The organism is Nocardia vinacea (assembly GCF_035920345.1).
Classification (GTDB): domain Bacteria; phylum Actinomycetota; class Actinomycetes; order Mycobacteriales; family Mycobacteriaceae; genus Nocardia; species Nocardia vinacea_A.
The window spans coordinates 1,032,025-1,043,529 of the sequence record NZ_CP109149.1 but is presented as its reverse complement, the minus strand read 5'-3'; the positions used below and the strand labels follow the sequence as shown (position 1 = coordinate 1,043,529).

The following is an 11,505-nucleotide window of genomic DNA, read 5'->3' as shown; positions in this document are numbered from 1 at the left end:
TGCTGTCCGGCCCTGGAGGTCAGTCCTGCTGGGCAGGCTGCCCAGCACCGGACAACATCGGCCACACCCCAGGCCTGAGCCGAAACCGGTTTATGCGCAGCGGAATTGGAAGCTCGCGACCGGTGTCATGCCGGGTGCCACGTCGACCTGGACGTAGGCGATGCTCGCGAGCTCACAGCCGGACGGGACGGAGGTGACCTGCGCCTGGTAGCAGCCGTTGGGGAAGGCCTGCGTCACGGTTCCGTCGCGGCCGGTCGTCAAGGTGGTGAGCACCGGACCGGCGGCGCACGTGGTGATGCCGACTCCCACACCCGTCACCGGCAGTTGATCGGTGCCGGTGGTCGCCTGCACCTTCAGCGGACCGTCGCCGGGTCCCTGAGCACCGGCCGCGCCAGCAGGCAGCATCGCCACCAGTGCGGCACCGAGCACGGACGTGACAAGCAGCGTGTTGCGCAAGCGGGTCTCCTTCGGCGGATGTGAGCGGATCCGGGCGATCGCCCCTGCCACCGTATTCCAAACCGACCGGCACGGCCACGGCCCGAAGCAGCCAGTCGCGCCGAGGATCAGGCTGGATCCGCGATAACCACCACGCCACTCGGCGCATCGACCAGCGAAACCGTCCGCGCGGCGGCATCATCCACGTGCACGCGCGGATGATCGGGCAGCTCGGATTCGTAGTACGTACCCGGACCATAGAATTGGCCGTACTTGACGACCACTCCGCCGATATCGAGTACCGCAGCCTCATGTTCCTGGATGACGGCACCGCGACCGGCTGGCGGCTCCCACGCAATGCTCTGGGCGACAAAGCGTTTCGAGCCCGCAGCCTGCGCGGCGGCGATCAGATTGCGAGTGCCCTCGGAACGGATGCGCGCATTCGCACCGGCGAGTTCCGGGAGCAGCGCGGCATCGTCGGGGAGATCGGTGAGCTGATGCATCAACAGATCGGGCCCGAAGGCTACGACCGCGGCGATGAGCGCGTCGAGGTCGTACACATCGCAGACCACCGGTTCCGCACCGGCGGCACGCACCTGATCGGCCTTGGCCGCAGACCGGGTCATCCCCGCAACCTCGTGTCCGGCCTCGATCAGCAAGGGCAATAACCGCGTTCCGATGACGCCGGTCGCGCCGGCCAGATAGATCCGCACCCGGCCCACCCTAATTCCCCGGACCGAAAGTGGGGAACGCCGCCGCGTTGCTGGTCGTATGCTCTTGCCCAGCGGCATCGAGGGAGATGGAGGATCCATGGCGGATCGGGAAGTGCTGACCTGGGAACTATTCGGGACGGCGAGCCGCGAGCTCGCCACCGAAATCGCCAAAGACGGGTTCGAACCGGATCTGATCCTCTCGATCGCGCGCGGTGGCCTATTCGTCGCTGGGGCGCTCGGTTACGCACTGGACGTGAAGAACCTGCACGTGATGAACGTCGATTCATTCACGTTCTTGGGGCGAGCTCACCCCCTCCAGGGTGCTAGAACAGCGGCCTGACACCGAACCGTCCGCGCATCCTCGTCCGCAGGAGTTCCGACCGGGGGGATGGACATGGTGACCGGCCGCCCGCTTGCACCTGTGATCGCTGCGCTGCTTCCCGACGATCGCGTCGAGCGAGCTGACGGCGAACCCAGTACCTGCCCGGCGCTGCCGCTGCCGCTGCTTCACAGCCCGCTGCCCGAGGCCGCGAGGTACCGGCTGCGCCCCGTGGACACCGTCGGGCGCATCAACGACCAGGAGTTGGTCGATTCCATGGGCTGGCATCCCGGAGACCGCCTCGGCTGGTCTGTCCGCGACGATCTCGCTTTCCTATCTTTCGACGTCGACGGCGCGGCGCGGATCACGGTGCAGTGGTGCCTGCGGCTACCCGCCGAACTGCGTCACGCGCTCGGTATCCGGTCAGGCGATCGAGTCCTGTTGGCCCCCGACCCTGCCCGCGAAATCCTCGTTCTGTTCTCACCGAGGGCTCTGCACGGCATGGCGCAGCGCCGCATCACCGACGCGGGCGGTGAGCTGCGATGACCGATCACATGACCCGCCAGGCGAATCTCGAAGCCGCGGCGCTGCTGCTGGACCGGCTCGGTCTCACCGCGCGAGACCTTCAGGACGTGGCGATAGAGTCCAGGACGTCTGTTCCCACCTTCGCCGCCTACATCCGCGCGCTCTACACCGCCATGCCGGCCGGGAACACCCGCTACGCCTACAACGTCTACTGGATGAAGCTTCTGGACATTTCCGGATGGGCCGACCGGCGGATCGACGAGCCCACGGTCACCGAATTGCAGGCCGTCGTAGAACATTTCAAATTGTCTCGCCAGCGCCGCCGCAACAGCCGCGAAGGACGCCAGACCGGCCGCATGGCCATTGCGGCACTGCGCTACCTCTACCGGCAGGCAGAATACGACGGATACATCCGGCCCGGGACAAGCCCGGCAGCCCGACTGGTGAAACCTCGCCAGTTGCCCTCCACCCGCCGCGCGCTGCCGGAGCAGGTATTGGCCGACATCATCAGGGTCGCCTCGACAACGGGCAACGATCCCGAGCTCGACGCGCTGGTGCTGCGCTTGCACGTGGAAACGGCGTGTCGGCAAGGCGGCGCTATCCATCTGCGCGTTCAGGACCTCGACGCGACGCAATGCGTGATTCTGCTGCGGGAGAAGGGGGGAACCGAACGCTGGCAACCGGTGACTCCCACGCTGATGGCGGGCTTACTCCGCCATGCCCGAGAACGTGGCGCATCCGCCGCGGAACCATTGCTGCGATACCGCAATGGACGACCGATCCAACCCCGCCGCTACGACTACTTGTGGCGTCGTCTGCGACAGCACCTTCCAGTGGTGGAAACGCACGGAATCACGACGCATTGGCTGCGACATACGACGCTGACCTGGGTGGAGCGCAACTACGGCAAAGCCGTCGCTTTCGCATACGCCGGGCACACCGGCGCCAGCGGAACAGTCACCGACATCTACACCCGCGCCGGTATCGAGGAAGTCGCCCAAGCCCTCTCGAAACTCACCGGTGAGCCACATCCGCTCACGTGTGACACCAACGACTGGACGTCGGCCGCGTCATCGTCCCCGAGCAAGGCAACGCTTCGGTGACGCCAATATCATTCCCGCCCCGCCGGAGTATCGCATCGGGCTGCCACGACACGTGGATGGCGCCGCGACACTACGCCTTCGGTTTCGCTCGTCTGCGTTACGGCGCAGCAGCACCGCGGAACCTGAGAAGGTACCTCGGTCCTGCACCCCTGACCATGGCGATTCTTCAGCAGCAAGATATTGACCACGCCGAATCCACCTCCACGACAGGCGAATTCCGGCAGGCACGCCAGATTCAGGTGCTAATGACCACCAACGTAGGGGTTCAAGTCCCCTCTCGCTCACCCGCTGGCACACGGGCATTACAATTTTCAGCCGTACGAAATATTTGCTGGACGACCTGGAGGACCACGCACATCCTGATCAAGCCGATGATCGATGATGTGTCGATGCGGTCCCGCCGGCCCTCGCGCCGATCCTGTTGATCCCTCCCAAGTTGTGTCAGCGCGTACGAAATGCCATAGCCCACGGCCGAACTGGACATGCCAAGGGCACGGTGCCGCCGCTGCGGACCCTTGTCACATCCCATGCTTCACATATTTGTCAAGCCGGACTGGGCTTTTGGTGGGCTGAAGCCAGGATTCGGAAGAGTTGCCTGGTGACGTAGCGTTTCAGGCTCCGCATGATCTCCTTGGTCGTGCGCCCCTCGGCTCGTCGGCGGGCGACGTAGGCGCGAGTGGCGGGATCGATGCGCATCCGCACGATGACGACGGTGGTCAATGCGCGGTTCAGGCGGCGGTCACCGCCGCGATTGAGCCTGTGGCGCACCGTGTTTCCCGATGATGCTGGGATCGGGCAGGTTCCGGCCAGGGCCGCGAAGGCGGCCTCGGACCGTAGTCGTCCAGGATGGGACCAGGCGATCAAGACAGCGGCAGCGACGACGGCCCCGACGCCGGGTGTCGCGGTCAGGTCCGGCGCGGTGGTTTCGACCAGTGAGTCGAGGGCTTTGCGATTGTCGCGCAGCTCGATGTCCAACGCCCGGATCCGGGCGGCCATCCGCACAGCCTCGGCCCTGCAGGTTCGCGCGGTGACATCGTCGGTGGCGCGTGTGCGCCATCCTGCTATCACCTCAATCTGCTTGCTTGTCAACGGTTTCCGCGCGTCGATGCCGAGCTCGACAGTGCGAACCAGTGCGAACCAGTGCGGTCAACGCGTTGATTGTGCGGGTGCGTTCGCTGGTCATCTGCTCCCGGGCGATCATGAGAACTCGCATCGCGACTCGGGGTCCGTCGGCACGCGGTCGGCGAAGCCGACCGACCTCGACCGACAACACCGATCTGGCGATGCGCCCGGCGTCGAGTTCGTCAGTCTTGCCGATCCCACGTCGATCCGCGGCCGCTATCGCGGAGGGCTCCACCACGGCCAACCCGGCCGTGAGCAAACGCTCGGCCAGGACGGCGCCGTAGGAGCCGATGCCCTCGATAACCACAAGAGTGGCCCGTTCACCAGCCCGACGGGTGATCCATGCTCGGGCGTGATCCAGTCCGGTCGTGCTGGTAGGAAAGCTTGCCTGGTCAACCGCGCGCCGGTGGCGGTGGTGACGACCGACAGCGCGTGGTTGGCGGCGTGCGTGTCGACGCCGATGACGAGTTCGTATTGCTCTGAGACGATGGGCATTGACGGCGGAAGTCCTTCCGATGGGCGACGTCGTTGGTCGGCGTCGGCCCGGAAGGAGAACTTCGAGGCAGGCCTGTAATGAGCCACGACCCCGCGGCAACGAGGTCGGGCAGGCTTCTGATCAAGCCACCGAAGCAGACCGGGCCGGCGTCGCCGCCACAACCAGTGGACAGATCCCGGCAAGTGCACTCAAAGAGGCAAAGCGATTCACGAGTCACACCGGATGTCGCGACGAACACCGATCCTGTCAGCCAGCCCCGGCCGGCCATCTCCAACACTTACAGGCGATTCAGTATCTGTTCTTCCCCGAGACCGATACCGGCCGCACCGCGGGGAACGATTACCTCAACCGAGTCGCCACCCGCGTGGCCAGCGACCCCGGCGTCTCCGAAGCAGCCGCGAAAGGCCAGGTTGCCGCAATCGGAAAGAACGCGGCAATCCCGTTCGATCAGGTGTTGGCCGAACTGCGAAATATCGAACAGCCAGTTCTGTACGCCACCGGACTGCGCGACATCATGACACCGGCCGTCGTGTCCTATACCGCCGCCGAGCACACCGGCAACGCCACCCTCCTCGGATACAGCAATGCCGGTCATGCCTTTCTGTTCCAGCACGCCGAAGCCTTCGCCGTCCAGGTAACCAACTTCCTCGATTCCTAATCGGGATGTCAAGTCGTTCACGGCCCGGTTCACCCGATCTCATGCTGCGATGGCGGCGGGTTCGGGTGGTTCGGCTGTGTAGCAGCGGTTGTCGCGCAGTAGTGCCCACACGACGTTGACTCGTCGGCGGGCGAGAGCGAGCACTGCCTGGGTGTGGCGTTTACCCTCGGATCTTTTGCGGTCGTAGTACTTTCGTGATTGCTCGTTGTATCGGATGCTGATCAGCGCCGAGGTGTAGAAGACGTGCTGCAGCCCACGGTGGTAGCGGTGTGGCCGGTGCAGGTTGCCCGAGACACGTCCGGAATCACGGGCCACCGGCGCCACACCGCCGTAGCCGGCGAGGTGGTCGGCGGAGGCGAACACGGTCATGTCTCCGCCAGTGGCGGCGAGGAATTCCGCGCCGAGCAGTGACCCGATGCCGGGCAGGCTCAGGAGGATCTCGGCGGTTCGGTGACGGCGAAATCGGCCCTCGATGAGCGTGTCGGTGTGTTTGAGCTGTTCATCGAGGGCAATCACCTCCTTCGCCATGTCGGCGACTAGTTCGGCGGCCAGCCGCTGGCCGGGCAGCGTGGTCTGCTGGGTGGCTGCCGCGGTGACGGCCTTGATCGCCAGTGCTGCCGCGTTCTTTACCTTCTGTGCCTGCAGCCAGGATTCGACGTCGGCGGTCCCGGCGTGACGCAACGCCTCGGGAGTCTGATAGCGGGTCAGCAGCACCAGCGGGCCCTTGGTGGTCAGGTCCAGGGCGCGTTCGAGGGCCGGGCTGATGCCAAGCAACTGCTGATGCAGCCGGTTCACCAGCCGGACCCGGTCACCGGCGAGGTCGCGGCGGCGGGCCACGAGCATACGCAGTTCGACGATGAGTTCCTCATCGACGCGGATCGGCGTCAGGTCACGGCGCATCCGGACCTGGTCGGCGATGATCGCGGCGTCTTTCGCGTCGGTCTTGCCCGCGCCGCGATAGCCGCTGGCGGCGCCGTTGACCTGGCTGCCGCTGAGATAGAACACCCGCTGCCGATGCCCGGCCAGCAGGGTCAACAGCAGCACCGACTCACCGCTGACCAGGTCTCCGCTCAATCCACGTCATCGGCCAGGCCCGCGGCCTGACCGATCAGCTCGAGCAGCGCGGTCTCGTCGTTGCCCACTCGCCGCGAGAGCAGCCGACGGCCTTCGGCATCGACGACCACCGCATGGTGGTGTCCCTTGCCGATGTCCACTCCGGCCCAGGCTCGTTCCAATATCATCTCCTCGGTTCACCGAACATGTTGTCCCGCAGACGACTTCGCTGGCCAGTCCCTACACAGCGACGAGTTCGCAATTCCTAATCAGCAGCCGAGCCGCCCTGGAGGGTGCCGGGCGGCCAATCGAGGGGAGCCACAACAACGGCAGACGACTGAAAGCCACACCCGACACCCTTGGGAACCAGGACTCTACGACGGCCCGGATGATCCCGAGGGAAAACGGTAGGGACGGCTGAACACCGGGCCACACAAACCCGCGGCCGGGTGGCCAAACCTCGAGTCGGCGCGCGGGACGATCCGCGACACAGCTATGGGCAGCAACGCTTTTCGCGTCGCGACGCCCGACTCTAGGCCAGCGGCACCGTCCCCATCGAACAGTCGTCCTGCGGTAACCAACCCGCGCATATCAGTCTGACCACGCCGTCGCCAACCACGATACGACCCGAGACAGACCCCGCTCGACCGCACACGAAAGCGGTCCCGGCAACCGACGTTACCGGGACCGCTTTCACCTGCCACTTGACAGAAGACGCCTACATATCAGCTGGGCGTTATTCCAAACGGGCTGACCTGCAGAAACTCGAAACCACCCGCCCGAAAATCGACGCCGGCCGGGGCCCCACGCTCCACCGCCGACGCAAGAGGTCCCCCGCTACGCGGCCCAGCGTGCCCCGCAATATCGAGCGGCGCCTCACCGCCACGTCAGTCCGGGAACTGATCCACGCATACGTCGACGGCGCATCCACCGCGCAACTCGCCGCTCGGTACGGGATCTCCAAGACCGCGGTCCTGACACTCCTGACCAACCGCGAGGTTCCCCGCCGCTACCAGTCGATGGCTCCCGACGATGTCGACCACACCGAACGGCTCTACCTCTCCGGCCACTCGCTCGCCAGCTGCAGCCGCCTCACCGGATTCCCCGCCAGCACCATCCGGGACGCCCTCCGCCAACGTGGCACACCCATGCGGCCACCCAGAGGTCGCCACCTCGGCCCGCGCTAGCGGCCCGATCGGCGTGTTGACACGCCGCCAGATCGAGCAATTCCGCGCCCGTAGCAATATCTCAGCAATCACGACTGGATTTCACTCGAATCGCGCCGGGAGACCCCTATGACAACCACCACCGCCCGCTCCATGACCGAGCCGACCGATGACATCACGACCGCAGCGCCGGATCCACTCGCGACCACACGGAGAGGCCAGCGTGCGCACACGAGATTCTTCTGGACGATGCTCACCCGTCGCCGCCGCGGTCAGCATCACCGGCAACGCCGCCCACGCCGTCCTACACGCCGACACACAACCAGCCGTCGCGGCGGCGTTCGCGGTTGTACCGCCGCTCGCCGTGCTCGCCGCCGTACACGGCATCACGATCCTGCTGTGTGCACACGCCCGAGCCCGGCTGGCCCATCTGCTCGCCACGCTGATGACCCTGATGATCGCCGCGGGAGCATTTTTGCTCTCGTTCACCGCCCTACGCGAGCTCGCCGTCTCGGCCGCAGTCCCGCAACAGCTGGCGTGGCTGTGGCCGGTCATTGTCGAGGGCTCCATGACAGAATCAAGCAACCATCGCCCTGCTCGCACTCGCCCACCGGCAACCCTCACGCGCACAGCTCACCCGCAGCGGCCATTACGACCGACGAAATCCCAACCAGCACAACCACTACCCAACCCAGCCCCGACGCAGAGGAGTCTCGTGCACACAGTGACACGCCCCCGGGCACGACGACGCCCGACCACGTGCGCACACAGCCACTCGATCGCCCGCCTACGCAATGGTCACGGATAGCGACCGCGATCTGCGAACGCGACCCCGCTCGCCGGCGCGACCCCAGCGACGTCGCCGCGATCCTCTCCCGCCATTACGACCACGGGCAAACCCCCACCCAAATCTCGCACGACCTTCATCGAAGCCGATCCGCCATCAGTCGAATCATCAGCGACGCCGCCCCTCTACGCTCATTCGGCGACGCACGATGACGTTGCCGCACAGCAGATTCAGCGTCCACCGCGGCGCGCCGCAACGAGCGTACCCACTGCTCGCGGGCGCTACGGGCAGATCGGGTGGTCCACAACTGGTCCAGGAAATGCGTCCCGATGCGCCCGGTGGTCCGGTAAGCGTCGAGGAAATTCAGCGGGCCGGTTGCGATCGACGAACTCTCGGTAGCGGCGAATCAGCATGTCTGTCGAAGAATCGTGACCGGCGCTGGCGGAATCCGGGTCACGTAGCGCGTCTTCGAGTGCAACCGCTTGGTGCTTGCCCAACTCGACACCCCATTGGTCGAACGAGTTGATGCCGCAGAGCACGCCTTCGACGAATACCTGATGCTCATAGAGCGCGATAAGTTGCCCGAGGGTTCGCGGTGTGAGTTGGGCCGCGAGAATCGTGGTCGACGGTCGGTTTCCGGGCATAACCTTATGCGGTGAGAGATCGACGGGCGTCCCATCGGCCCGGACCTCGTCGAGGGTTCTCCCGAACGCCAACACCCGCGACTGCGCGAACAGATTGCTCAACAGTATTTCGTGCATGCTGCCGCTGCCATCGAGGGTCGCGAGATCGTCGTTGGGTTGTGCGAAACCGATGAAGTCTGTGGGGATCAGCCGCGTCCCCTGATGGAGCAACTGATTGAAGGCGTGCTGGCTGTTTGTTCCCGGTTCGCCCCAGTAGATGGCGCCCGTCGTGGTGTGTACCGGTGAGCCGTCTGTCTGTACCGATTTGCCGTTGGATTCCATGGTCAGCTGCTGTAGATAGGCCGGGAACCTGTCGAGATCATTCGAATACGGCAGTACCGCACGTGTTTCCGCCTCGAAGAAGCTCGAATACCAGAATCCGATCGCCGCCAAAAGAACTGGGGCATTTTCTGCCAGTGGAGCGGTGGCGAAGTGCCGGTCGATGTCGTGCTGACCGCGGAGAAAGTCGGCGAATGCCGATTTCCCGATCGCTGCCATCACCGCCAACCCCACAGCCGAGCCCACCGAGTATCGTCCGCCGACCCAGTCCCAGAGTCCGAACATGTTCTCCGTGTCGATACCGAATTCGGCGACCCGCTCGGTGTCGGTGGACACAGCGACGAAATGCTTGGCCACCGCGTCGTCCCCCAGAGCCGCAGTGATCCAACGCCGCGCGGCGGACGCGTTCGTCAGCGTCTCGAGAGTTGAGAAGGTCTTCGAAGCCACGATGAACAGCGTGGTCGCTGGGTCGAGGTCAGCCGTTGTCGCGACCAGATCCGCCGGATCGATATTGGCGACGAAGCGGACATCGAGACCAGTATCCGCATAGTGCCGCAAGGCGCGGCAGACCATGCGCGGACCCAGATCCGAACCGCCGATGCCCAGATTGACCACGGCCGATATGGGTTGTCCCGTCGCGCCGAAGCATTCACCCGCTCGTAGCCGATCAGTGAACCTGCCCATTCGATCAAGCACCTCGTGGACGTCGCGGACCACATCCTGCCCATCCACGATCAAGGTAGCGCCGCGCAGCAGCCGCAGCGCGGTGTGCAGAACCGCGCGGTCCTCCGAGGTGTTGATGTGCTCACCGCGCAACATCGCATCCCGATGCTCTTCTATGCCGGCCGCCCGTACGGCGTCGATAAGCAAATCGAGGGTCTCTCGCCTCAGCAGGTGCTTGCTGTAGTCAATGTGGAGATCGCCGACCCGCACAACGAATTCCGCTCCGCGCTGCGGATTTTCGCCGAACAAATCGCGGAGGTGTACGGACTCCATCTCCGCGTGGTGTGCACGAAGATTCAACATTTGCGCGGACCTGGCGACATTGAACGGACTCGACACGAACACGGCCGTCATACCGCCTGCGGTGCCGCGGGACGGGTTACAGCGTGACCACCGAATTGATTTCGCAATGCCGAGACCGCCTTCATCGCGGGCGAGTCATCCTGGCGGGAGCTGAAGCGCGCGAACAACGCGGCGGAAATCACCGGCACCGGGACAGCGTGGGCGATGGCCTCCTCCACACTCCAGCGACCTTCACCTGAATCCTCGGTATAGCCGGTGATCTGGGACAAATCGGGATCGCTCGACAGCGCCTCGGAGAGCAGATCGAGCAGCCATGACCGCACTACCGTGCCCTTGGACCAGGCGCGCATGATGGCACGCACATCGACGATGGAGTCCTCGACCGCGAGGAGTTCGTAGCCCTCGGCGTAAGCCTGCATCAACCCGTATTCGATGGCGTTGTGCACCATCTTCGCGTAATGCCCGGCACCGGTTGGTCCGGCATGCACGAACGAGTCTTCGCGATCGCCCTTCGGGCGCAGGGCATCGAAAACCGGCATCAGGTCGGCGATATCGGCCGCATCGCCGCCCGCCATCAATGCGTAGCCGTTCGCTAGTCCCCACACGCCGCCCGACACTCCACAGTCGACATACCGAATTCCATTGGTGGCCAGCATCTTCGCGTTCACCTTGTCGTCGGAAAACCGTGAATTGCCGCCGTCGACAACGAGATCTCCCGGCGAGAGTATCCGGAAGAGCTCATCAACCACATTTCGGGTCGAATCTCCGGCGGGGACCATGAGCCAAATTACACGCGGTGCGGGAAGGGTGTTCACCAGTGCCTCGAGCGTGGGCACATCACTGTGCTCGGAGTTCGGGTCGAAGCCGATCGCGTCGAGTCCGTGCGCACGTAACCGCTCACGCATGTTCGAGCCCATACGTCCCAGTCCGACAAATCCCAGCCGCATCATTCCGCCGTCTCCAGTCGATCGTGTGGTTATGCGAGATATGTCTACGCCGGTGCGCGGGTCGACTCACCTGACCGGACGAGTAGCCCGCACTGTCCGGTCGGCCAAGTGCTCCCCGGTATCACGCATCGCAGACTGGGCGTGGCGCATCGACCGCATACGCCGGCGTCGCGACAAACAACCTGAGCCCCTC

General features: G+C 64.8%; 8 protein-coding genes and 4 pseudogenes. 6 read left to right on the top strand and 6 right to left on the bottom strand.

The genetic code is table 11. The features are described from left to right. Nucleotides 1-90: 90 nt before the first annotated feature. Entirely contained in the window at nt 91-456 is a 366-nt protein-coding gene (locus OIE68_RS04985; RefSeq protein ID WP_327098207.1) for a hypothetical protein, read from the bottom strand. A gap of 107 nt (nt 457-563) precedes the next feature. After that, nucleotides 564-1,148, bottom strand: coding sequence for an NAD(P)H-binding protein (locus tag OIE68_RS04980; RefSeq protein ID WP_327098206.1), 585 nt, complete (start codon nt 1,146-1,148; stop codon nt 564-566). Between the two features lie 97 nt (nt 1,149-1,245). On the opposite strand from OIE68_RS04980, the pseudogene OIE68_RS04975 reads away from it, so the two are divergent. The 3 genes and pseudogenes from OIE68_RS04975 to OIE68_RS04965 all read left to right on the top strand — a co-directional run. Continuing rightward, nucleotides 1,246-1,440, top strand: a pseudogene (locus OIE68_RS04975) (phosphoribosyltransferase); the annotation flags it as partial. Nucleotides 1,441-1,536: 96 nt separating this feature from the next. Beyond that, entirely contained in the window at nt 1,537-2,013 is a 477-nt protein-coding gene (locus tag OIE68_RS04970; RefSeq protein ID WP_327098205.1) for an AbrB/MazE/SpoVT family DNA-binding domain-containing protein, read from the top strand. Beyond that, entirely contained in the window at nt 2,010-3,095 is a 1,086-nt protein-coding gene (locus OIE68_RS04965) for a site-specific integrase (RefSeq protein WP_327098204.1), read from the top strand. Before OIE68_RS04970 ends, OIE68_RS04965 begins: the two co-directional genes overlap by 4 nt. Before the next feature lie 543 nt (nt 3,096-3,638). Here the strand turns inward: OIE68_RS04965 and OIE68_RS04960 are convergent. After that, nucleotides 3,639-4,712: pseudogene (locus OIE68_RS04960) on the bottom strand (IS110 family transposase). 365 nt (nt 4,713-5,077) lie between these two features. Here OIE68_RS04960 and OIE68_RS04955 point away from each other — a divergent pair. Next, nucleotides 5,078-5,371: an alpha/beta hydrolase gene (locus tag OIE68_RS04955; RefSeq protein WP_327098203.1), complete on the top strand. Its 294-nt coding sequence runs from the start codon at nt 5,078-5,080 to the stop codon at nt 5,369-5,371. A 39-nt stretch (nt 5,372-5,410) separates the two neighbouring features. Here the strand turns inward: OIE68_RS04955 and OIE68_RS04950 are convergent. Next, nucleotides 5,411-6,612 (bottom strand): annotated as a pseudogene (locus OIE68_RS04950) (IS110 family transposase). 663 nt (nt 6,613-7,275) lie between these two features. Between OIE68_RS04950 and OIE68_RS04945 the strand changes: the two are divergent. Together OIE68_RS04945 and OIE68_RS04940 are read left to right on the top strand one after the other, a co-directional pair. Further along, a complete protein-coding gene (locus OIE68_RS04945; RefSeq protein WP_327098202.1) occupies nt 7,276-7,611 on the top strand; it encodes a hypothetical protein in 336 nt (111 codons plus the stop codon). Between the two features lie 202 nt (nt 7,612-7,813). Further along, nucleotides 7,814-8,398 (top strand): DUF2637 domain-containing protein, encoded by a 585-nt coding sequence (locus OIE68_RS04940; RefSeq protein WP_327098201.1) that lies wholly within the window; start codon nt 7,814-7,816, stop codon nt 8,396-8,398. Nucleotides 8,399-8,769: 371 nt separating this feature from the next. On the opposite strand, the pseudogene pgi reads toward OIE68_RS04940, so the two are convergent. Together pgi and gnd are read right to left on the bottom strand one after the other, a co-directional pair. After that, nucleotides 8,770-10,416: pseudogene (gene pgi / locus OIE68_RS04935) on the bottom strand (glucose-6-phosphate isomerase); the annotation flags it as partial. Then, a complete protein-coding gene (gene gnd, locus OIE68_RS04930; protein WP_327101576.1) occupies nt 10,413-11,312 on the bottom strand; it encodes a phosphogluconate dehydrogenase (NAD(+)-dependent, decarboxylating) in 900 nt (299 codons plus the stop codon). The pseudogene pgi and the gene gnd, both read right to left, overlap by 4 nt. Nucleotides 11,313-11,505: the final 193 nt, after the last annotated feature.

Coding starts and splice junctions, on each gene's coding strand:
- OIE68_RS04970 (WP_327098205.1), top strand. CDS start 1,537: ATGGACATGGTGACCGGCCGCCCGCTTGCACCTGTGATCGCTGCGCTG.
- OIE68_RS04965 (WP_327098204.1), top strand. CDS start 2,010: ATGACCGATCACATGACCCGCCAGGCGAATCTCGAAGCCGCGGCGCTG.
- gnd (WP_327101576.1), bottom strand. CDS start 11,312: ATGCGGCTGGGATTTGTCGGACTGGGACGTATGGGCTCGAACATGCGT.